Annotated in this window: 19 protein-coding genes; 9 read left to right on the top strand and 10 right to left on the bottom strand. The window is 68.5% G+C overall.

Going from position 1 to position 20968, the window contains the following annotated elements; translation table 11 throughout:
• The 4 genes from RNZ50_25835 to RNZ50_25820 are packed head-to-tail and all read left to right on the top strand — an operon-like array spanning nucleotide 1 to nucleotide 5251.
• Nucleotides 1–1608, top strand: coding sequence for a carboxyl transferase domain-containing protein (locus RNZ50_25835; protein ID MDT8858384.1), 1608 nt, complete (start codon nucleotides 1–3; stop codon nucleotides 1606–1608).
• 10 nt (nucleotides 1609–1618) lie between these two features.
• The gene (locus RNZ50_25830) at nucleotides 1619–3622 is read left to right on the top strand and encodes an acetyl/propionyl/methylcrotonyl-CoA carboxylase subunit alpha (GenBank protein MDT8858383.1); all 2004 of its coding nucleotides are present in this window, start codon (nucleotides 1619–1621) and stop codon (nucleotides 3620–3622) included.
• A complete protein-coding gene (locus tag RNZ50_25825) occupies nucleotides 3615–4469 on the top strand; it encodes a hydroxymethylglutaryl-CoA lyase (GenBank protein MDT8858382.1) in 855 nt (284 codons plus the stop codon). The genes RNZ50_25830 and RNZ50_25825 overlap by 8 nt, the downstream gene beginning before the upstream one ends.
• Entirely contained in the window at nucleotides 4466–5251 is a 786-nt protein-coding gene (locus RNZ50_25820) for a crotonase/enoyl-CoA hydratase family protein (GenBank protein MDT8858381.1), read from the top strand. The genes RNZ50_25825 and RNZ50_25820 overlap by 4 nt, the downstream gene beginning before the upstream one ends.
• A gap of 7 nt (nucleotides 5252–5258) precedes the next feature.
• Here RNZ50_25820 and RNZ50_25815 read toward each other — a convergent pair whose 3' ends face one another.
• The 3 genes from RNZ50_25815 to RNZ50_25805 form a co-directional block, all read right to left on the bottom strand.
• The gene (locus RNZ50_25815; protein ID MDT8858380.1) at nucleotides 5259–6527 is read right to left on the bottom strand and encodes a glycerate kinase; all 1269 of its coding nucleotides are present in this window, start codon (nucleotides 6525–6527) and stop codon (nucleotides 5259–5261) included.
• Entirely contained in the window at nucleotides 6521–6799 is a 279-nt protein-coding gene (locus tag RNZ50_25810; GenBank protein MDT8858379.1) for a hypothetical protein, read from the bottom strand. Before RNZ50_25810 ends, RNZ50_25815 begins: the two co-directional genes overlap by 7 nt.
• 256 nt (nucleotides 6800–7055) lie before the next feature.
• Nucleotides 7056–7724, bottom strand: coding sequence for a helix-turn-helix domain-containing protein (locus RNZ50_25805; GenBank protein ID MDT8858378.1), 669 nt, complete (start codon nucleotides 7722–7724; stop codon nucleotides 7056–7058).
• Nucleotides 7725–7823: 99 nt separating this feature from the next.
• Here RNZ50_25805 and RNZ50_25800 point away from each other — a divergent pair, with 99 nt between their 5' ends.
• From RNZ50_25800 to RNZ50_25790, 3 genes are all read left to right on the top strand, one after another.
• Complete coding sequence (locus RNZ50_25800) at nucleotides 7824–8546, top strand: DUF1428 domain-containing protein (GenBank protein ID MDT8858377.1); 723 nt, start codon at nucleotides 7824–7826, stop codon at nucleotides 8544–8546.
• 492 nt (nucleotides 8547–9038) lie between these two features.
• Entirely contained in the window at nucleotides 9039–10265 is a 1227-nt protein-coding gene (locus RNZ50_25795) for a glutathionylspermidine synthase family protein (protein MDT8858376.1), read from the top strand.
• A 15-nt stretch (nucleotides 10266–10280) separates the two neighbouring features.
• A complete protein-coding gene (locus RNZ50_25790) occupies nucleotides 10281–10865 on the top strand; it encodes a DUF1190 domain-containing protein (protein MDT8858375.1) in 585 nt (194 codons plus the stop codon).
• A gap of 192 nt (nucleotides 10866–11057) precedes the next feature.
• Here the strand turns inward: RNZ50_25790 and lysM are convergent, their stop codons facing one another.
• A complete protein-coding gene (gene lysM, locus RNZ50_25785) occupies nucleotides 11058–11486 on the bottom strand; it encodes a peptidoglycan-binding protein LysM (protein ID MDT8858374.1) in 429 nt (142 codons plus the stop codon).
• A gap of 531 nt (nucleotides 11487–12017) precedes the next feature.
• Here lysM and RNZ50_25780 point away from each other — a divergent pair.
• Both RNZ50_25780 and RNZ50_25775 read left to right on the top strand, forming a co-directional pair.
• Nucleotides 12018–12869 carry a L,D-transpeptidase gene (locus tag RNZ50_25780; protein MDT8858373.1) on the top strand — a complete coding sequence of 284 codons (852 nt, stop codon included), beginning with the start codon at nucleotides 12018–12020 and terminating at the stop codon, nucleotides 12867–12869.
• Entirely contained in the window at nucleotides 12866–13657 is a 792-nt protein-coding gene (locus RNZ50_25775) for an extensin family protein (GenBank protein ID MDT8858372.1), read from the top strand. The genes RNZ50_25780 and RNZ50_25775 overlap by 4 nt, the downstream gene beginning before the upstream one ends.
• 213 nt (nucleotides 13658–13870) lie before the next feature.
• Here RNZ50_25775 and RNZ50_25770 read toward each other — a convergent pair whose 3' ends face one another.
• The 6 genes from RNZ50_25770 to RNZ50_25745 form a co-directional block, all read right to left on the bottom strand.
• Nucleotides 13871–15826, bottom strand: coding sequence for a PBP1A family penicillin-binding protein (locus RNZ50_25770; protein MDT8858371.1), 1956 nt, complete (start codon nucleotides 15824–15826; stop codon nucleotides 13871–13873).
• A 422-nt stretch (nucleotides 15827–16248) separates the two neighbouring features.
• The gene (gene hpxZ / locus RNZ50_25765; protein MDT8858370.1) at nucleotides 16249–16632 is read right to left on the bottom strand and encodes an oxalurate catabolism protein HpxZ; all 384 of its coding nucleotides are present in this window, start codon (nucleotides 16630–16632) and stop codon (nucleotides 16249–16251) included.
• A 61-nt stretch (nucleotides 16633–16693) separates the two neighbouring features.
• Entirely contained in the window at nucleotides 16694–17164 is a 471-nt protein-coding gene (locus tag RNZ50_25760; protein ID MDT8858369.1) for an ABC transporter substrate-binding protein, read from the bottom strand.
• Complete coding sequence (locus RNZ50_25755) at nucleotides 17065–18126, bottom strand: calcium-binding protein (GenBank protein MDT8858368.1); 1062 nt, start codon at nucleotides 18124–18126, stop codon at nucleotides 17065–17067. Before RNZ50_25755 ends, RNZ50_25760 begins: the two co-directional genes overlap by 100 nt.
• Nucleotides 18127–18213: 87 nt before the next feature.
• On the bottom strand, nucleotides 18214–19371 hold the full coding sequence (locus tag RNZ50_25750) for a HAMP domain-containing sensor histidine kinase (GenBank protein MDT8858367.1): 1158 nt from the start codon (nucleotides 19369–19371) through the stop codon (nucleotides 18214–18216).
• A gap of 380 nt (nucleotides 19372–19751) precedes the next feature.
• Nucleotides 19752–20405 (bottom strand): class I SAM-dependent methyltransferase, encoded by a 654-nt coding sequence (locus tag RNZ50_25745; protein ID MDT8858366.1) that lies wholly within the window; start codon nucleotides 20403–20405, stop codon nucleotides 19752–19754.
• Nucleotides 20406–20968 lie beyond the last annotated feature (563 nt).

Raw genomic sequence — 20968 nt, 5'->3', positions numbered from 1 at the left:
ATGGCGGTTCTGCGTTCCCTGATCTCGCCGCGCTCCGAAGCCTTTGCCGCCAATCTTGCGGCGCACCGCGCGGCGATGTCCCCTGTCACCTCTGCCGCCGGGGCCGCGATGGCCGGGGGCGGCGACGTGGCGCGCGACCGCCACACCGGGCGCGGCAAGATACTGCCGCGCGAACGGGTGTCGCGCCTGCTCGACCCCGGCGCGCCGTTTCTGGAGGTGGGGATGTTCGCCGCGCACGGGCTTTACGGCGGCGATGCGCCCGGCGCCGGGATGATCGCGGGCGTCGGCCGGGTGGCGGGGCGCGAGGTGATGATCCTGTGCAACGACGCCACGGTGAAGGGCGGCACCTATTACCCGATGACCGTCAAGAAACACCTGCGCGCGCAGGAGATTGCGCAGCAGAACCACCTGCCCTGCGTCTATCTGGTCGACAGCGGCGGCGCCAACCTGCCCAATCAGGACGAGGTTTTTCCCGACCGCGACCACTTCGGGCGGATCTTCTACAATCAGGCGCAGATGTCGGCACTGGGCATCCCGCAGATCGCGGTGGTGATGGGGTCGTGCACGGCGGGCGGGGCTTACGTCCCGGCCATGTCGGATGTGACGATCATCGTGAAGAATCAGGGCACGATCTTTCTGGCCGGGCCGCCGCTGGTCCGGGCGGCGACGGGCGAGGTGGTCAGCGCCGAAGACCTTGGCGGCGGCGACGTGCATACCCGTCTGTCGGGCGTGGCCGATTACCTCGCGCGCGACGATGCCCATGCGCTGGCGCTGGCGCGGCAGGCGGTGGCGGGGCTGAACCGGGTCAAGCCGCAGCCCTTGCAGCTTATGCCGGTCGAGGCGCCGCTTTACGACCCCGACGAGATCCTTGGCGTGGTGCCGGGCGACCTGCGCACCCCCTATGACATCCGCGAGGTGATTGCCCGCGTGGTGGACGGGTCGCGCTTCGACGAGTTCAAGGCCCGTTACGGCACCACGCTGGTCTGCGGCTTTGCCCATGTCTTCGGGATGCCGGTCGGCATCATCGCCAGCAACGGCGTGCTGTTTTCCGAGGCCGCGCTGAAGGGGGCGCATTTCGTCGAACTGTGCAGCCAGCGCGGCATTCCGCTGGTGTTCCTGCAGAACATCACCGGCTTCATGGTGGGGCGCAAATACGAGACCGGCGGCATCGCCAAGGACGGCGCCAAGCTGGTGACGGCGGTCGCCACCACGGCGGTGCCCAAGATCACGCTGCTGGTCGGCGGCTCGTTCGGCGCGGGCAACTACGGCATGTGCGGCCGCGCCTACAGCCCCCGCTTCCTGTGGACCTGGCCCAACAGCCGCATCGCGGTGATGGGCGGCGAACAGGCGGCGGGGGTGCTGGCCACCGTGCGGCGCGAGGGGATCGAGCGCAAGGGCGGCAGTTGGACCGCCGAGGCCGAGGCCGACTTCAAGCGCCCGACCGTCGAGATGTTCGAGGAACAAAGCCACCCGCTCTATGCTTCGGCGCGGCTGTGGGACGATGGCATCATCGACCCGCGCAAGACCCGCGACGTGCTGGCGCTGAGCCTGTCGGCCACATTGAACGCACCGGTTGCCGAGACGCGCTTCGGCGTGTTCCGCATGTGAGGGGGACGGAATGTTCAGCAAGATCCTGATCGCCAACCGGGGCGAGATTGCCTGCCGCGTGATGGCCACCGCCCGCAGGCTGGGCATCCGCAGCGTGGCGGTGTTTTCCGACGCCGACGCGCAGGCCCGCCATGTCGCCATGGCCGACGAGGCGGTGCATATCGGCGGGGCAGCGGTGGCCGACAGCTATCTGCGCGGCGACCGGATCATCCGGGCCGCGCTGGATTGTGGCGCGCAGGCGATCCATCCGGGCTATGGCTTCCTGTCGGAAAACCCCGATTTCGTCGATGCGGTGACGGCGGCGGGGCTGGTGTTCATCGGCCCGGGGGCCGGAGCGATCCGCGCCATGGGGCTGAAGGATGCCGCCAAGGCGCTGATGGTGCAGGCCGGCGTGCCGGTGGTGCCGGGGTATCACGGGGCCGGGCAGGACGCCGATTTCCTTGCGGGCGAGGCCGATGCCATCGGCTATCCGGTGCTGATCAAGGCGCGGGCGGGGGGCGGCGGCAAGGGGATGCGGCTGGTCGAGAACCCGAAGGATTTCAAGACCCTGCTCGAAGGTGCGCAGCGCGAGGGGCAGGCCAGCTTCGGCGACCCGGCGGTGCTGATCGAGAAATACATCACAAGGCCGCGCCATGTGGAGATTCAGGTGTTCGGCGACAGTCACGGCAACGTGGTGCATCTGTTCGAGCGCGACTGTTCCCTGCAGCGCCGCCACCAGAAGGTGATCGAGGAGGCCCCTGCCCCCGACATGCCCGCCGAGGTGCGCGCCGCGATGGGCAAGGCTGCGGTCGAGGCGGCGCGGGCGGTGGGCTATCAGGGGGCGGGGACGGTGGAATTCATCGCCGACGGGTCGGACGGGCTGCGCGCCGACCGCTTCTGGTTCATGGAGATGAACACCCGGTTGCAGGTGGAACATCCGGTTTCCGAGGCGATCACCGGGCTGGATTTCGTCGAGCTGCAGCTGCGCGTGGCGGCGGGCGAGCCGCTGCCCTTCGCGCAAAGCGATCTCGTGATCGACGGCCACGCCTTCGAGGCGCGGGTCTATGCCGAGGACGTGCCGAAGGGTTTCCTGCCCGCGACCGGCCGGCTGGACCATCTGGCCTTTCCCGCAGGCACCGAGTTTGCCCGCGGGCCGGTGCGGGTCGATTCCGGCGTGCGGCCGGGCGACGAGATCAGCCCGTGGTATGACCCGATGATCGCCAAGGTCATCGTGCACGGCCCGACGCGGGCGGCGGCGCTGAACATGCTGGCGCAGGCGCTGGCCGGGTGCCGGGTGGCGGGTTCGGTGACCAATCTGGAATTTCTGGGCGCGCTGGCGCGGCATCCGGGCTTCGGCGCGGGCGAGGTCGATACCGGGCTGATCGGGCGCGACCTTGCGGCGCTGACCCGGGCCGACCCGGCCCCGCCCGAGGTGACGGGGCTGGCGGCGCTGTCGGGGCTGGGGCTGCTCGATGCGCGCGACCCGTCCGACCCGTGGCAGGCGCTGGCCTGCTGGCGGCACTGGAACGAGGCCCGCCACCATGTCGCGCTGACCCACGGCGATGCCGCGTTCGAGGTGCAGGTGATGGCGCTGGGCCACGGCAGCCACCGCATCCTGACAGAAGGCTCGTCGCTGGACCTGACGGTGACCCCAAGCGGCGGCACCGGCTTCGTGGTCGCCACCGGCGGGCACCGCAGCCGGATCGACCTTGTGCGCCACGGCGCGCAGGTCACGGTGTTTGCCGACGGTCGCAGCTTCGTGTTCGGCCTGCCCGACGCGCTGGATGACGCATCGGAAGCCGAGGCCGGCGGCGACAGCATTTCCGCCCCGATGCCGGGGCTGGTGAAGCTGGTTTCGGCCCGGGCCGGGCAAGTGGTGGCGCGCGGCGATGCGCTGATGGTGCTGGAGGCGATGAAGATGGAACACACGCTGACCGCCCCGCGCGACGGCGTCGTGGCCGAGGTGCTGGCGGCGGCGGGCGATCAGGTGACCGACGGCACGATGCTGCTGACGCTGGAGCCGGAAGATGGCTGACCCGGTCACGGTCTTCGAGATGGGCCCGCGCGACGGGTTGCAGAATGAACCGACCCCGATCCGCACCGCCGACAAGATCGCGCTGGTGGACCTGCTGTCGGATTGCGGCCTGCGCCGGATCGAGGTGACGAGCTTCGTCAGCCCGAAATGGGTGCCCCAGATGGCCGATGCCGCCGAGGTGCTGGCCGGGATCGTGCGGCGGCCCGGCGTGTCGTATGCCGCGCTGACCCCGAACCTGAAGGGGTTCGAGGCGGCGCTGGCGGCGGGGGTGGACGAGGTGGCGGTGTTCGCATCGGCGTCCGAGGGGTTCTCGCAGGCCAACATCAACTGCTCCATCGCGGAAAGTCTGGAGAGGTTTGCCCCGGTGCTGGCGGCGGCGCGGGTGGCGGGGATGCCGGTGCGCGGCTATGTTTCCTGCGTCACCGATTGCCCGTTCGACGGGCCGGTGCCGCCTGCCGCAGTCGTGCGGGTGGCGGTGGCGCTGCGCGACATGGGCTGTTTCGAGGTGGCTTTGGGCGACACCATCGGCCACGGCACGCCCGACAGCATCGTCCGGATGCTGGATGCGGTGCTGGAAGCCCTGCCCGCCGGGCAGTTGGCCGGGCATTACCACGACACGCAAGGCCGGGCGCTGGACAACATCGCGGTGTCGCTGGACCGGGGCTTGCGGGTGTTCGATGCCGCCGTGGGCGGGCTGGGCGGCTGCCCCTATGCGCCGGGGGCGGCGGGCAATGTGGCGACCGAGGCGGTGGTGGCGATGCTGGAGGCGCGCGGCCATGCCACCGGGATCAACCGCGCGAAACTGGCAAGGGCCGCCGCCTTTGCAAAGACGTTGAGGACAGCATGAGCGGGTATGAAACCCTGTCGGTCCGGCAGGATGACCGGGGCGTGGCCTATGTCGCGCTGAACCTGCCCGACCGGCGCAACGCGCTGTCGGCGCAGATGATTGCCGACCTGACCGACATGGCGCGCACGCTGGGCGCCTCGCCCGACACGCGGGCGGTGGTGCTGTCGGGCGCGGGCAAGGTGTTCTGCGCGGGTGGCGATCTGGGCTGGATGCAGGCGCAGATTGCCGCCGACCGCGCGGGGCGGATGGCGGCGGCGCGCACCCTTGCCATGATGCTGCACGCGCTGAACGAGATGCCCCGGCCGCTGATCGGGCGGCTGCATGGCGGGGCGTTCGGCGGCGGTGTGGGCCTTGCCTGCGTCTGCGACGTGGCTGTGGCCGGGGCGGGCACGCAGTTCGGGCTGACCGAAACCCGGCTGGGGCTGATACCGGCCACCATCGGCCCCTATGTGCTGGCGCGGATGGGCGAAGGCCACGCGCGGCGGGTGTTCATGTCGGCGCGGATATTCGGGGCCGACGAGGCACGCGCGCTGGGCATTGTGGCGCGCGTGGTGGCGGACGACGCGCTGGATGCCGCCGTCGAGGCCGAGGTGCTGCCCTATCTGTCGGTTGCGCCGCAGGCTGTGGGGGCCGCCAAGGCGCTGGCCCGCGCGCTGGGGCCGCGGATCGACGCGGGCGTGATCGACGACACCATCCGCCGACTGGCCGACACCTGGGATGGCGAAGAGGCCGCGCATGGCATCGCAGCCTTTCTGGGCAGGACCCCGCCGCGCTGGGCTTGAGCGCCGGTCAGGCGGGCAGGATCAGGATGGCGCGGAAATCGTTGACGTTGGTCAGCGTCGGCCCGGTGATCACCTGTCCGCCGATGGCGGCGAAAAATCCGTGTGCGTCATTCGCGGCCAGGGCCGCATCGGGGTCGCGGCCAACGGCACGGGCGGCGGCCAGCGTTTCCGGGCCGATGCACGCGCCCGCAACTTCGGCGGCACCATCGACGCCGTCGGTGTCGCAGGCCAGCGCGTGGATGCCGGGGGCGCCCTGCAAGGCCAGCGCCAGCGCCAGGCAGTATTCGGCGTTCGGCCCGCCGATGCCGCTGCCCCGCCGCGTCACGGTCAGCTCGCCGCCCGAGAGCAGCAGCAGCGGGGCGTCGCCGGGGCGCATTCCGGCCTGAAGGCGCAGGGCTTCCGCGCCGTGACGGGCGGCGACCGCGCGCGCCTCGCCTTCCAGCGCGTCGCCCAGCAGGCGGACCTCGCAACCCGCGTCGCGCGCGAGGTCCGCCGCGGCGGCCAGCGATTGCGCGGGGGCGGCGATGATGCGGTTTTCCGTCCGGCTCAGCCGCAGGTCGTCGGGCGGGATGACCGACGATCCCGCCGCCAGCGCGGCGCGCACCGCATCGGGCACCGGCACCTGCCACTGGTCCAGGATCGCCGCAGCCTCGGCCGGGGTCGAGCCTTCGCCCACCGTGGGGCCCGAGCCGATGAAGGCCGGGTCGTCGCCCGGCACGTCGGAAATCAGCAGCGTCACGAGCCGCGCGGGCCAGGCCGCCGCCGCAAGCTGGCCGCCCTTGACGCGCGACAGGTGCTTGCGCACCGTGTTCATCCTGTCGATCGGCGCGCCAGAGGCCAGCAACCCGGCATTCAGCGCCTGCTTTTCGGCCAGGCTGACGCCCGGAGCCGGTGCCACCAGCAGCGCCGATGCCCCGCCCGAAATCAGCGCCAGCACGAAATCATCCTGATCCAGCCCCGCCAGCAGCGCCAGCATCTGCGCCGTGGCGGCGAGCCCCGCGGCATCGGGCACCGGGTGCGCCGCCTCGACGATCCTGATCCCGCGGCAGGGGCGGCCGTAGCCGTAGCGGGTGATCACCAGCCCCTCGCAGGGGCCCCAGGCGGCCTCGACCGCCTCGGCCATCCGGGCCGATGCCTTGCCGGCACCCACGACCACCACCCGCCGGTCGGGCCGGGGCGGCAGATGCTGCGCCAGCATCTGCATCGGGTCGGCCACCGCAACTGCCCGGTCGAACAGTGCGCGCAGGAAGGGTGCGGGGGTCCGGGGTGTCAGCATGGGCTGCCCCGGAGGCCGGAGACGCGACCCACCTTCGCAGGACCGGTGAACCGCGGCACGGCGCGGCGAACCAGTCCCGCCCCCACCGGCCCGGTCTCGCGCGCCCGCAGCGTTTCGGCGTGTCCGGCCTTGCCCCGACCGGCCTTCGCCTGTCGGGGGATCGGGCGGATTTCCATCCGGGCCGGCGGGCTGGTCCGCGACAGCAGGCCGAGGGCGGTCAGCGAAACCCCGGCCTTGCGCGTCACGTCGATGATGGTCGGTCTGCGGCTCATGTCTCATCCCCCGATCAGGCAAGCCCTATGCCGTGCAAGGTCGGCAGCCGCCGCTTCCGCGCCCCGGCCGCGCGTCCCGGTCGGCATAGCAGAATCCGCCGGTCCCGAACAGTGACGCGGCCAACGCGGGCCAAAAGGTATCGTGCCACCGGCGGAATGGTCTTGCCAGGCTTGCCGCGCGCGAATGGTGGCGCAAGCGTGAAGGTTCGCGACTGCGGGCGTCGGCCCCGGTTCGCCGTGACCGTCCCGCCCTGGGTCAGGCCAAGGGGTCCGGCTGCGCCGCCAGAGCGAACAGGTCGAGAAACGCCTGCGCGGCGGCCAGGTCGCCCTCGGCCCGGACGACCCCCTGTGCGGCCAGAAACGACAGGGGCGCGGGGCCGTAAACCGCCCTCGCCAGCGCGTTGCCGCTGCCCGACAGGACAAAGGGCGCCTGCGGGCGCAGGACGGCCGCGGTTTCCACCCGCCGCCCCCGCACCTGCATCTCGAAGGCCTCGCTGCCGAAATCGAAGCCTGCCACCCGGTCGCCCCCCAGGGCACGGCCGCGCACCAGGGTCACGCCCATCGAGATCATCAGCGCCGAAGGGCTGATGTGCCGGACGGGGTCGTGCCCCGGCACCGTCAAGGCCCAGCGGCACAGGGATTCCAGCACCGGCAGCAGCCCCCGCCCGGCATCGGTCAGCGCATAGATGCCAAGCCTTTCGTCATGCCCGACGACCGCCGCAAGCTGCAACTGCGTCAGCCGCCCGTTCAGCACGCTGGCCGTGATGCCGGGCAGACCGGCGCGGATCATCTGGAACCGCTTTGGTGTGAACATCAGTTCGCGCACCACCAGCAGCGCCCAGCGGTCACCGATCAGGTTCAGCGCATGTGCCGCCAGGCAACCTTCGTCATAGCGAATGCGCGGGGATCTGCCTTTGTCTTTCATGTTTTCCTACTATCAGTTGTAATTTGCTACTGCAATCGGCAAGATCGGACCGGGGGCGGGATTCGCTCCTCAGGGGCCCGCAGGGGAGGAAAATGCGAGATGTCCTATTACACCGGTTCGATCGCGGCGGTTCCGACCGCAAACAGGCAGGAATACATCGACCACCTGTCGGCCGTCTGGCCGCTGTTGCGGTCCTGCGGTGCGTCGCGCATGGTCGAGACCTCGGGCGTGGACGTGCCGCGGGGCAAGGTGACCGATTTCTATCGCGCCGTGGATGCGAAGGATGCGGAAACCATCGTCTTTTCGTGGATCGCCTGGCCTGACAAGGCGACCGCCGACGCCGCCTGGGAAAAGCTGCAGCGCGACCCGGCGATGCAAGCGGCGCCGGCGCTGCCCTTCGACGGGGCACGGATGATCCATGGCGGGTTCTCGCCGGTCTTCGCGCAGGGCACCGACGACGGCGCGGGGTATTTTCAGGGGTTCGCGCTGGCTGTGCCCGAAGGAAACAAGGGTGCCTATGCCACCATGGCCGCCGAGGGATGGCAGATGTTCCACAAGCGCGGCGCGCTCGGGATGATCGAGGGCTGGGGCGTGGACGTGCCGCGGGGCAAGCAGACCGACTTCTACCGCGCCACCGGGGCGCTGGACGGCGAAACCCCGGTTTTCAGCTGGATCGCCTGGCCGGACCGGACCACCTGCGACGCGGCCGCCCTGGCGATGCAGGCCGACTTCGGCGACATGGACATGTCGGCCATGCCGTTCGACGGAAAGCGGGTGATGTGGGCGGGGTTCGAGCCGATCTTCGACCCCAAGGCCGCGTGACCCGCGCGGCGTGCCGGTGGCGTTCCGCCTGCACCGAGCACCTGCCGACATCCCGCAAAGCGGACGCTGTGCCCTGCTGGCCGACCTGCAGGGCACGGGGCTGGGCATACTCCGACCCGACATGAGCGCCACGTCGGCGGCCGAGAGTGCCAGGGCCGAGGTCGGCGAAGGCGCAGCCAGTGGCAGGCGAGGCATGGCAACTGGCGCGAGCTGATGTCCACGACCCCGAAGCGGGTTCGCCGCCCATTCGGCGCCGGTCGGCTGCGCCCTTGGCTACGTGATGGATATGGTCGCAATGGGCACCTGCCAGCTTTCCCGCCGCAAGGGTGTCTTCACCGGCGGCATGACCGGCCTTGGCAATGCCCCGGCGCCGCACTGGCTGCCCTGTTTCGGCATGGACGGCAGCTTTTATAACGAGATCGTCGCGATGAAAGCACTGGCCGAATGCGGTGCGAAGGATTACCTCCACATTGGCAGGCAGACAGGACGAAGATGCAGAAAGTTCACCTTCCCGAACGCCCCGACTGGCGCAAGCAGGCGGCAGACGTGGGTTTCACATTCGCGGACATGCACGGCGAGCCCTATTGGGACGAAACCTCGGCCTATCAGTTCACGTTGCACCAGATCGAGGACGACATCGAAGACCCCGCGACCGAGCTGCACGCGATGTGCCGCGAGGCGGTGGCGACCATCGTCGCCAGCGAAGACCTGATGACCCGCCTTGCGATTCCGCCCGGGCATCACGATCTGGTCGCGGCAAGCTGGCAGCGCGGCGACCCCGAGATCTACGGGCGGTTCGATCTGGCCTATGACGGCGGCGGCCCGGCCAAGCTGCTGGAATACAACGCCGACACCCCGACCTCGCTTTACGAAAGCGCGTCGTTCCAGTGGCAGTGGCTGGAGGATCAGATCGGTCTGGGCGCGCTGGCCCCCGATGACGATCAGTTCAATGGCATCCACGAGGCCCTGGTGGAACGGTTCCGCGCGCTGTTCGCGCCCGACACCGACCTGCATTTTGCCGCCGTGGCCGGGAACCCCGAAGACTATGCCACTGTCGAGGCGATGGCCTGGGCCGCGCGCGCGGCCGGGCTTGGCGCGCATTACACCGACCTGGACAAGATCGGCATCAGCGAGGACGGCCAGTTCACCGACGCCGAAGACCGGGTGATCGGCATCCTCGTCAAGCTTTACCCGTGGGAAGACCTGCTGCGCGACGATTTCGCGCGCCACCTGAAAACCGCGGGCTGCCTGTTCCTTGAACCGGCCTGGAAGGCGGTGCTGTCGAACAAGGGGCTGCTGCCCGTGCTGTGGCAGATGTTCGAAGGCCACCCCAACCTGCTGCCTGCCTTTTTTGAAAGCGACGTGCGCGACGCCCTTGCGGGGCATGGCCCGGCGGCGGGGGGCGTTGCAGCCGCCTTCGACCGGGCGGCGCCGCTGCTGCGGCAGGGGCATGTGGTCAAGCCGCTGTTCTCGCGCGAGGGGGCCTCGATCACCATCCACGAGAACGGCCGCATCACCGAAACCTCGCCCAGCAACGCCTATGCCGACCACCCGAAGATCGTGCAGGCCTATCACCCCCTGCCGGTGTTCGACGGTTTCCGCCCGGTGATCGGCGCCTGGATCGTCGGGCAGACCTGCGCGGGCATCGGCATCCGCGACGACCGCTCGCGCATCACGCAGGACCTGTCGCGCTTCAAACCCCATTTCATCCGAGACTGACCGGAAGGCCGCAACATGACCAAACGCTCCCGCACCGTTGCCCTGTTCATCCTTGGGGCCGCCGCCTTCGCCCTCGCGGGCTGCCGCGAGGAGGAGATCGACGCCCAGGCATTTCCCGATGCCCAAAGCTGCAAGAACGCTGCCAATGCCACCGGAGCCTTTTCGTCGTCGGACTGCGACACGGCCTTTGCCGCCGCGCAGCAGTTGCAGGCCGAAAGTGCCCCGCGCTACGACAGCCTTGAGGTCTGCGAAGAACAGCACGGGGTTGGCGAATGCGGCGACGAAGCGCAGGTCACCGGCGCATCGGGCGGGGGCAGCATCTTCATGCCGCTGCTGGCGGGCTACCTGATCGGCAACATGCTGGCGCGCGGAGCCGCCCCTGCGGCGGTGCAGCCGCTTTACAAGACGCCGGACGGCAAGTTCACCAATGCCACCGGCTCCAGCACCTACCAGACCAACTCGGGTCAGGGAAAGCTGGCCCCGTCGCATTTCGCCAAGGCCCCCTCCACGATCGGCAAGGCCCCGATGACCAAGGCGACCGTCGCCTCGCGCGGCGGCTTCGGCGGCGCCGCCACCGGCCGCACCAGCACCGGCGGCTGATCGCCCCGCCCGCCTCGTGCGGCGGGCGTGGTCGATTTCCGGCCCGGGCCCGGCGTAGCGACCGCCGGGGCCAAGTTTCTGACAAACCCCGCAGATTTCCGTCGATGACACCGCCCCGCTTCGCCGATCGCAAAGGGTGGGGCCGCAAACCGGCCTCACCCCCTCACGAGAACGGTCCGGTTCAGCGCGACACTAGGCCGTCTTTCCGCCCGGGATGCGCAACACCTGCCCGGGGTAGATCTTGTCGGGGTGGCTCAGCATCGGCTTGTTGGCCTCGAAGATCTCGCCGTAGCGGTTTGCATTGCCCAGTGTCTTCTTGGCGATACCTGACAGGGTGTCGCCCTTCTCGACCGTGTGGAACATGGCCTCTTGCGTCAGATCGTCCTCGACTTCGGCCACGCCCACCACGTTGCCCACGGCCAGAATGACCTTTTCGCGTTCTTCCGCGTTCATGCTGCCGCCGGAGATCGTGACCTTGTCACCTTCGACGGTGATCTCGGCGCCTTTGGTATCAAGCCCCAGGTCTGACACTTCCTTCTGGAGTGCAACCGCCGTCGGTGCGCGTTCCTCGTCGTCGGAGATCGTCTTGCCGGATTTCTTCCAGAAATTGAAAAGTCCCATGTGCTCGTCCTTGTTGTCGTCAGCCCCAGGTGGACTGCCGAAGTACAACCTTGTTGCCCGGTAGCGAGTTCCGGGCAGGAATGCCAAGACATTCTGCCGATTGCGTGGCCGGACCGTTCGGCGGCATCGGCGGCAGGCGCGGGCCAGCCTCGCCGGGCCGCATCGTCCTGGACGATTTCCGGGTGCCCCCGGCCCGTTCAACGGCCGAAGGGCGCGGAAATCCCCTGGAAAACGAGGCCGACCCCGGCGGGGGCGCAAACGAATGATTTCATCTGCTTGACGCCTGCGAAGATCACATGCATCCAGATGCCACGCGCAGGACCACCGGACATCCGAGGTCACGGTCAGAACGTGCGGTTTTCCACGAAACAGTCGATCCTCGCGAACCAGTCGGTTGCCAGGCGCCAGTAGGAGTACACCTTGAGGGTCTTCATGCGTTCCATCTTGTCCTGCGTTCTTCTTCTGGCAAGCAGCCCGGCATTTGCCCTTTCACCCGATCAGATCGAAAGCGCGACTTTCGATGGTTCAGACTTGCCGGACGGGCAGTCCGGGCTGACGGTAAAGCTGCAGGTCCTGCTTGATCGTGCGGGCATTTCTCCGGGAATTCTGGACGGCTACAAAGGCGAGATGAGCGAAAGCGCGCTGCGCGGATTTGAAGAGCGTCATGGCCTGCCAGTCGATGGCATTCTGGATGCTCAGGTGTGGTCTGCGCTGATCGGCATCGACGCGATGCCAATTCTCGCTCCCTATACGGTCAGCGCCGAAGATGTCTCCGACCTGACCGAGTCGATACCCGACCACGTGGCCGAAAAGGCCAAACTGGAAAAGCTCGGCTATCTGCGCGTGACCGAGCGTCTGGCCGAACGCTTTCACATGGATGAGGACTTTCTGAAGGCCCTGAACCCGGATGCCACATTCCAGGAGGGCGGCTCGATCTGGGTTGCCGCCCCCGGTGGCCGGATGGAGGCCGAGGTGGCGCGGATCGAAATCCGCAAGTCGCAACGCCGCGCCGTGGCGTTCGACGCGGAGGGGCGCATGGTCAGCAATTATCCGGTCGCGATCGGTTCGACACAGACACCGTCGCCCGAAGGCCTTGTCGAAGTGGTCGCCATCGCGATGGACCCGACCTACAGCTATCTGCCGGAAACCAATTTCGTCGTGGATGGCGTGACGGAGTCCCTGATCCTGCCCGCCGGGCCGAATGGCCCCGTGGGATCGGTATGGATCGACCTGTCCCGGCCGACCTACGGGTTGCACGGCACCGATACGCCGGCAGCCCTGTTCCAGACTGTAAGCCGCGGCTGCGTGCGCTTCACCAACTGGGACGTGGAAGAACTGGCCCATCTGGTGAAGCCGGGCGTGACGGTGGAATTTCTGGAATGATCCGCGCTGCGGCGATGGCGCTGGCGATGGCCATCGCCCTGCCCGCGGCCGCACAGGATGCGGCACCGCTGGCATCCGAACGGCCGAAACCAAGACCTGAACCCGGGCCGGACGTTGAAGCCCCCCGGCAGGCATCCCCCGAGGAGGCCGCTGACAATGGCACCGGCACGGCTGATCCGCCCACCGAAGCCAGGGAGGCAGGACGGCGGGACGTGCTGCGCCTTGACGATGCAAGCCAGGCATCATGCCTTGCCGCGCTGCGCGATCTGGGAGTCGTCTTCCAGGAGGTCGCGGCGGTCGTGCCGGACGACGATGCCGACTGCGGCATCCTGCAACCCGTCAAGGTCAGCGACATCGCGCCGGGTATCACCCTGATCCCCGAAGCCGTCGTGCGCTGTCCGACGGCGCAGGCCATGGCGGCCTGGGTGCAGGACTTCGTTCTGCCCGCCGCCGCCCGGCTGGCTGATCGCGGCGCGCTTGTCGCGATCGAAACCGGCACCGGCTACGACTGCCGCCGGCGCAACGATCAGGCCGACGGAGACCTGTCGGAACACGCCTTCGGCAACGCCTTCGACGTGATGGGCTTTCGGTTCGAACAGGGTCCGCCCTTGAGGATCGAGCCCCGCGCCGCGCAGGGCGACATGGCCGAAGCCTTTCAGGCTGCGGTGCGCGCCTCGGCATGTCTCGATTTCGCGACGGTGCTGGGGCCGGGGTCGAACGCCTTTCACGATGATCATCTGCACCTCGATATCCTGGTGCGAACCAACGGATTCCGGCTTTGCGAGTAGGCACGGAAGACCCGCGCTGAAACCCGGCCCCGATTCCCCCCCCCCGCTGCGGCTGCGCAGGACCAACGGCGCCCGTGCCTGTGACCACGGGCGGACACATGTCGCCGGGCGGCATGGCGATACGCTGGGTGGGGCCATCGTTGCGACGACAGCGGGCGATGTTTCGGCATGGGGTTCGGACAAAGGAAACGCCCCCCGTGCAGGCGGGGGCGCCTAGCGCTTCTTGCCCTTGTCCTTCTTGCCGGATCCGCGGCCTTTCTTGCCCCGGCCCTTGCCGGCACCAGGGTTTGCGCGGTCGATACGCAGTGGAGCGCGGTTGATCACCAGAGGCGGGGCTGCGACCGCGTCCTGCAGACTGGTCGCCCCGATGTCGAGAGGGGCGAGTCCGGTTTCCTCTGCCATGAAGGCCTGCCAGATCCGCGCCGGAAGGTCACCCCCCGTCACGCCGGGCATGGGCGTGTCGTCGTCGTTGCCCACCCAGACCCCGACCACAAGCTGATCCGAAAAACCGACAAACCATGCATCTCGGTGGCCCTGGCTGGTGCCCGTCTTGCCCGCGGCAAAGCCATCAAGTGCGGCCTTGCGCCCGGTGCCCTTGCGCACGACGCCCTCAAGCAGCCTGACAAGGTCTGCATGATGATCGAGAGGCTGCGTGGCCTGATGCGGAAGCGCGGCAAGCAGCCCGCCCTTGCCCGTCGTCGGTGCAAGGCTGGAGATTGCCCAGGGCTGAATCGGCATCCGGCCCGCAGCGACCGAGGCGAACGCACCGGTGAGGTCCAGCAGACCGACGCCGGATGTGCCAAGCGACAGGCTGAGATTGCGCTCCAGTTCGGCATCGATGCCAAGGTCACGTGCTGCCGTGATGATGTCGTCGATGCCAACGTCCTGCGCCAGACGCACGGTCGCCGCGTTGAGCGACCGCGCAAACGCCTGATCCATCCGCACCCGGCCGGCGTAGGCCCCACCGTAGTTTTCGGGCCGCCAGTCGCCGATCTCGATCGGGGTGTCGAGCAGAACACTGTCGAGCGTCCAGCCGTTTCGGAGTGCTGCCAGATAGACGAACAGTTTGAACGTCGATCCGGGCTGGCGCCGCGCCTGAACCGCCCGGTTGTACTGGCTGGTCGCATAGTCCCGGCCGCCGACCATCGCCACCACCGCACCGTCCAGTGTCATCGCAACCAGCGCCACCTCTATCGGGCTGCCGTCCGTCGTGTCGGCCAGCTTCTCGGCAATCACGCGTTCTGCCGAAGCCTGCGATTCCGGGCGGAGCGTTGTCTTGGCGCGGACCGACCCCAGAGCGGGCCCGACCATCGCCGATGCCTCGCTCAGGATCCAGTCGGAAAACCAGCTTCCGCCGTCCCGGCGGGGAGCATTGGTGTTGGGCGTCGCGGGCGAAGTTCGCGCGGCCAATGCCTCGGCTTCCGTCAGCACGCCGGAATCGACCATGGCACCCAGCACCACACTGGCGCGTGTCTGCGCGTCTTCCAGGTTGTGCAGCGCATTGGCCTTTGACGGCGCGCGGATGATGCCGGCCAGCATGGCGGACTCGGCAAGGGTCAGATCGCTGACCGATTTGTCGAAATAGGCGAGCGCCGCCGCCCCGATGCCGACAGCGCCGCCGCCGAAATACACGGTGTTCAGATAGCGCGTCAGGATCTCGTCCTTGGACAGCCGCGCTTCCAGCCGCAGCGCGATCAGCGCCTCATCCGCCTTGCGCTTCATCGTGCGTTCACTGGTCAGAAACTCGATCTTGGCAAGTTGCTGGGTGATCGTGCTGCCGCCCTCGACCACGCCATTGGCGCGGACATTCCGCCAGGCCGCGCGCGCCACCCCGCGAAGGTCGATGCCCCCATGATCGAAGAAGCGCCGGTCCTCGATGGCCACGATGGCCTTGACAAGGTGATCGGGAAGGTCCGCCCTGCCCGCCGGGGTGCCCCTCAACTCGCCGCGCAGCCCGATCAGGGTGCCGTCGGCGGCTTCGACGATGACCGCCGGTGCGGCTTCGGTTCGATCGGTGGCAAGATCAAGCGGCACGGCATAGACCAGCCACGCCAGGGTGCCCCCGCAGACAAGCGCCGCGACCAAGGTCAGAGCCAGGGCAGCTTTCAGAACCTGTCGGGCACGACGCCGCACGGGGCGCAAGGCGGCGGGAGGCGGATCTTCGGTCATGTCACCCTTGCCCTGAAAGCGGCGCGCTCGTTTGGTACGAACGTCTGATGTGCCGGATTTCTTCATGTTGCGTGAAGAACTGACAGAGCAACCCCGCAGACGCGGCGGGCCCGCTGGTCGCTCCGCGCGAGCCGTCCGCCCTTTGGCCCCGCAAGTCAACGCGAAGTTCTTGCCGGGATTGTCCACCGCCCGTGGATGCAATCACGACTTCGTTTTTTCTTCATTCACGAGCGTTGCGAAGGCGCCCGATCCGCCGTGAGGGTGGCGCTTTTCCCGGCACCGGGCGGCAGACCTTGTTCGGCGCGGCACCGAAGGCTGCAACGCCTGTTCAAGGCGGATCGGCCGAACCTGCTCCGGGGTTTCGCGCTTCGCCTGAGTGCCTGCCTGGCCAGGCAGCTGCCGGTTCGCCGGGGCGGTTCACGTCAGACGGTCACGCCCAGAAGACTCGCGTGGGCGGAAACGATCCGCCAGCCGTCCGGCGTGCGCAACAGGGTCTTGGTCTCGCGGCCGGGACGGTCCTCGCCGTCGCGCTGGTATTCGGCATTGGCCGTGGCGAAATCGTCGCCGTAAGTGGTGATGATCACGTTCAGGAGCCTGCGTCGGAACGGGCCAAGCCGGCCGCTGCGGCGAAAGTCGGAAATCGCCTGCCAGCCGCGCAGGTTCTCTCCGACGCCGTAGCGGGTCGTGCAGGCGTGGTTCCAGAACAGCTCATCCATCACCGGAATGTCGCAGGCCTGAAGGGCCGCTTCGTAGCGTTCGAACACGGCCAGCACTTCCGCCTGAACCTCGGGCCGGTTGATCTCCATGATGCCTCCTGCGGGTGCGAAAGGCCGGGGGCGATGCCGTGCGCCGCCCCCGGTGCTGCGGTCAGGTGAAGCTGGCGAATTGCAGGCGCAGCGCCCCGTCAGGATACTGGACCCAGTCGAGGTTTGCGGTCGAGGCTTGCAGGGTTGCCGGATGGGCCAGGAACAGCATCGGCGCCTCGTCGACGATCAGGCGCTGGATTTTGCCGTAAAGCTCCGCCCGGGTGGCTGGATCGCCGGACGCACGCGCCTCGTTCAGCATCTGGTCGGCCTCGGCGCTTTGCCAGCCGGCAAAGTTGTTCGGCCCGTCCTGCGTGAAGTAGTTGAACATGTTGCCGTCCGGGTCGGACCGTCCCGACCAGGGCGACATGCACAGGTCGAACTCCCGCCCGCGCAGCACGGTGATCAGGCTGGTCGCGTCGATCTGGTTGATGGTCACCTCGAAGCCTGCTTCCGCGACCTGCGCCTGAAGGATTTCTGCGATCCGCACGAAGATCGGCGAATTGGTGACCGTGATCGACACCGCGACCGGCATCGCGACGCCGGCCTCCCCCAGCAGCGCCTTGGCCGCCGCAACATCGCCGCGCACATCACACCCAGCGAGGCTGCGATCTGGATGGTGTCCTCAGCGCGGAAATCCTCGATTTCGTCACGACCGGCCGTGAAGATGAACAGATCGGCCCCGGCCCCGCCCGTCAGCGTGTCGTTGCCGGCGCCCCCGTCCAGCGTGTCGTTGCCGGCCCCGCCGTAAAGATCGTCACGCCCGGCACCATCCAGAAGCCGGTCGTTGCCTTCGCCACCGTAGAGATCATCGCTCCCGCCGTCGCCGCTCAAACGGTCATCGCCGTCGCCGCCCTCGAGATCGTCATTCCCGGCGCCGCCGAACAGCGTATCGTTGCCGACACCTCCATAAAGATCGTCGTTCCCGCCCAGACCGCGGATCAGATCGTTGCCCCCCAGACCGGCGATCCGGTCGATGCCGCCGTTACCGGTCAGCACGTCATCGCCCCGGGTCGCACCGCCCGGTGCGGGTGGAGGGGGAACGGGCGGGGCCGCGGCGAAGCCGAACTGGGCGGCGCTCAGCTGGCCCATCCGGACATCCTCGAGCAGAAGCATGTTGCCGCCGCCAAAATCGAACAGCGTGCTGTCGCCACGCTCGGCGGGCCGCGCCAGCGCCATAAGCGCCGAGAAGCTCGTGATCCCGAGCGCGGGGTCCATTTCGATCCGGTCCTCTGCCCGCAGACCCTCGATCCGATCCTGACCGGCACCATAGCGGAACACGTCGGCCCCAGCCCCGCCGTTCAGCTCGTCGTCCCCCGCGCCGCCGTCGAGGATGTCGTTTCCGTCACCGCCATACAGATCATCGTTGCCGCCCATTCCCAGCAGGGTATCGTTGCCTGCCCGACCCTCGATATCGTTGCGGGCGTCGTTGCCGGTCAGCATGTCGTTTCCGGGCGTGCCATAGATTTCCATCTGACTGTTGCCTCCTCTGGTCATCGTTGCCTGACCGGAAGGAATCACCTCTCCGGCCATGACCAGACTGATGCCCGACTCGTCTGACCGCAGTCTGACGAGGTTGCCGCGTCAGGCCGCCGGAAAGCCTAGCTGAAAGATCGCGCCCTGACCGGGTGCCGGACCAGCCGTGACCGTGCCGCCATGGGCCCGCTGGATGCGCGCGACAATGGCAAGGCCAGGCCCTGCCCCACCCCGGGCTGCGCCCTTGCCGCGGCGGAAGGGTTCGAACAGATCACCCGCCCCGTCCGGCAGGCCCGGGCCATGGTCGCGCACCGCAATGTCGGGCCCCGGGCCGACCCTTACCTCGATGCGGCCGGGCGCATGGATGATCGCGTTCTCGATCAGATTGGTGAGCGCCAACCCGATGGCGCTGCCAGACCCGCGCACGAGCAGCGGTCCTTCGGCCGGAAACAGGTCGATCTCGGCCCCGTTTGCATCCGCATAGGGCACAAGCTCGGTCACGACACGGCGCGCCACGGCATTCAGATCGGCGCGCTGGTCGTCGGTGATCTCGAGCCTGTCGGCACCGGCCGAGGACAGGAATTGCGTCACCATCCGCGAAAGGGCCCGCACGTCCCTGCGGACGAGGTCGAAGGCCGGGCCGGCGGGCAATTCGTCCAGGCGCGCGACAAGCACCGCGACCGGCGTGCGCAGGGCATGGGCCGCCTCGGCCGCGCGGCGCTGTTCGGCGCTCAGTTCCGCGTCCAGACGCGCGATGCTGCGACGCACGGCCTCGGTCATGTCAAAGATCTCGGCCGGCGCGTCGGTCTGATCCAGCGGCGGCACCACGCGGCCCGGCTCGATCGACCGCGCCCAGGCGGCAGCCTTGGCCACTGGTCGCAACGCACGCCGCAGGGTCAGCAGCGTTCCGCCGATAAGCAGGGCCGCGATGGGCAAGAGCGGCAGCCACACATGCCCGCGGAACTCGTCCCAGACCTCTTTGCCCAGCAGTTCGGCCGGATCGGCGGCCATGAAGAGAACCACGCTGACCGGCGGCGCGCTGTCGGCGACGTTGTGCGTTGCCACGACCGGCAGAAGCCCCACCCCATTCGGCCAGGCCAGCCAGTCGGTGGCAAAGGGGCCGGGGCGCAGCATGTCCGGCGGGATAAGCCCCAGATTCCGGCCGTCGATCACCGCTCCGTCCGCCTCGATCAGGGCAAAGGCATAGGCTCCGGGGTGGTCGATGTAGATCTGGCCGGGGTCGGACACCAGCGCAGCCGCCTGCATGATCTTCGACGAGCAGCGTTCTCATGACGTGATCCCAGAACCTCAGATGGCCGTTCCGCCCGCTGACATGATAGCGCATCACGCCTTTGACCAGAGGAGGTCAGACGCCTGTGCCATCCGCTCCGACGAATGGCCGTTCCGCGAGCGAGGCGCGGGGCGGGGACACCCGCTGAACGGCTGCTTGCCGCCCATAGCGTAGGTGTGCCGAACGCGCGCGAGGTTGGCGCCGTTCCAGTGTCCGGTCTGACCAGGTTGCGTCTTGTCGAGGGTCCGGGCGTGGCCGCCGGCCAAGCCCTGCCAGTGAAAAGTGCATCGAGATTGGTCGGCGCCAGTTTCGGGCGCCGACAGGGGGCGGGTTTCCGGTGCCGAGCGTCTGGCACTCAGGGCGCCGCTTCGGCCTGCATCCGCGGGCCATACGTCGGCCTGCGCGCGACGAAGTAGGGGTTCTGGCGATGGGCGCCGAAGGTGCGCTGGTCGACGATGTCGAAGCCCGCGTCGTGGAAAGCCTGCGTGAGTTGTGCCACGCTCAGCGCCGCGGCGGCCGGGAACAGGCCGAAGGCGTGCAGCACGCGAAACAGAAGGCGCAGCTTCAGCCCCATGTCGGCAAAACACCAGGTCTTGCTGATCAGCAGCCCGCCGGGCTGCAGATGGGCGTGGATGAGGGCCAGCGTGCCGGGCAGATCGCCCACCAGGTGCAGCACGTTGAAGGCGCAGACGGCGTCGAACGGGCCGCCATCGAACGCATGTTCGGCGTCCGTCACGACGAACCGCAGGTTGGCCGGTCCCGGTTTGGCCGCTGCGATGCGGACCATCTCGGCCGAAAAGTCGGTCGCGGTGAAGGCGGCCACCCCGGGGGCGAGGCGGATCGCAGTTCCGCCGGTGCCGCAACCGATCTCCAGCACACGGTCGCTGGCGCGCAGGCGCGAGGCGGCATCGGCCACCATCGCGTCGAAGGCAGCGACATCCTTGATCGGCCGCGCTGCATAACGCCTGGCGATCCTGTTCCAGAACTTCTGGTCCCTGGTCTGTGGCATGGGTGTTTGTCACTTTCAATGTTGCAGGGCACGCAGATTTGGCATCGCCCCCGGTCGACCGGATCAGGAACGCGCAAGCCGCGTGCTCGTCGTCATGCCCGTGAGGCGCGGCCGGGGGCAAGGTGCCCGCGGCCAGCCCTGCGGCGGCGAGTGCCGGGTCGGAAGTGGCGGCGGCGAAGGGGTGGATCGCCACGTCCTTCAACCCCGCCGAGAAGCCGCCGCGACATCTGGCATGAAGGTCCACGCGCTGTCTGTGATCTGGTCACAATGGCGGGAATTGGCCGTGGCCCGGCCGCTGGTGCAAAAGGCCGCGCGCAGCGCCCCGGCGTGGCGGGAGCCGCGCGGCCGGTGGTGACACTGGGCGGCCCTCGTCGATCTTCGGAGCAGGTTCGGGTTGCGAGACTTTGAACCGGACAGAGATGACGATGGCCTTCACTGTGAAGGAGGCGCATGTCGGCCTTGTCACAGCTGGCCGATGTTCGTCCGGGCCTGTATGCGCGCGAGCCAGAATGACTTCCGACCTGCCGTCGCCGAACCGGCCATGCTCTGAATCTGCCCAGGAT

The organism is Paracoccaceae bacterium Fryx2 (genome assembly GCA_032334235.1).
Taxonomy (GTDB): Bacteria; Pseudomonadota; Alphaproteobacteria; order Rhodobacterales; family Rhodobacteraceae; genus JAVSGI01.
Note: the sequence above shows the minus strand (reverse complement) of the source record. Positions and strands in the feature narration are given on the sequence as shown.

Coding starts and splice junctions, on each gene's coding strand:
- RNZ50_25835 (MDT8858384.1), top strand. CDS start 1: ATGGCGGTTCTGCGTTCCCTGATCTCGCCGCGCTCCGAAGCCTTTGCC.
- RNZ50_25830 (MDT8858383.1), top strand. CDS start 1,619: ATGTTCAGCAAGATCCTGATCGCCAACCGGGGCGAGATTGCCTGCCGC.
- RNZ50_25825 (MDT8858382.1), top strand. CDS start 3,615: ATGGCTGACCCGGTCACGGTCTTCGAGATGGGCCCGCGCGACGGGTTG.
- RNZ50_25820 (MDT8858381.1), top strand. CDS start 4,466: ATGAGCGGGTATGAAACCCTGTCGGTCCGGCAGGATGACCGGGGCGTG.
- RNZ50_25815 (MDT8858380.1), bottom strand. CDS start 6,527: ATGCTGACACCCCGGACCCCCGCACCCTTCCTGCGCGCACTGTTCGAC.
- RNZ50_25810 (MDT8858379.1), bottom strand. CDS start 6,799: ATGAGCCGCAGACCGACCATCATCGACGTGACGCGCAAGGCCGGGGTT.
- RNZ50_25805 (MDT8858378.1), bottom strand. CDS start 7,724: ATGAAAGACAAAGGCAGATCCCCGCGCATTCGCTATGACGAAGGTTGC.
- RNZ50_25800 (MDT8858377.1), top strand. CDS start 7,824: ATGTCCTATTACACCGGTTCGATCGCGGCGGTTCCGACCGCAAACAGG.
- RNZ50_25795 (MDT8858376.1), top strand. CDS start 9,039: ATGCAGAAAGTTCACCTTCCCGAACGCCCCGACTGGCGCAAGCAGGCG.
- RNZ50_25790 (MDT8858375.1), top strand. CDS start 10,281: ATGACCAAACGCTCCCGCACCGTTGCCCTGTTCATCCTTGGGGCCGCC.
- lysM (MDT8858374.1), bottom strand. CDS start 11,486: ATGGGACTTTTCAATTTCTGGAAGAAATCCGGCAAGACGATCTCCGAC.
- RNZ50_25775 (MDT8858372.1), top strand. CDS start 12,866: ATGATCCGCGCTGCGGCGATGGCGCTGGCGATGGCCATCGCCCTGCCC.
- RNZ50_25770 (MDT8858371.1), bottom strand. CDS start 15,826: ATGACCGAAGATCCGCCTCCCGCCGCCTTGCGCCCCGTGCGGCGTCGT.
- hpxZ (MDT8858370.1), bottom strand. CDS start 16,632: ATGGAGATCAACCGGCCCGAGGTTCAGGCGGAAGTGCTGGCCGTGTTC.
- RNZ50_25760 (MDT8858369.1), bottom strand. CDS start 17,164: ATGCCGGTCGCGGTGTCGATCACGGTCACCAATTCGCCGATCTTCGTG.
- RNZ50_25755 (MDT8858368.1), bottom strand. CDS start 18,126: ATGACCAGAGGAGGCAACAGTCAGATGGAAATCTATGGCACGCCCGGA.
- RNZ50_25750 (MDT8858367.1), bottom strand. CDS start 19,371: ATGCAGGCGGCTGCGCTGGTGTCCGACCCCGGCCAGATCTACATCGAC.
- RNZ50_25745 (MDT8858366.1), bottom strand. CDS start 20,405: ATGCCACAGACCAGGGACCAGAAGTTCTGGAACAGGATCGCCAGGCGT.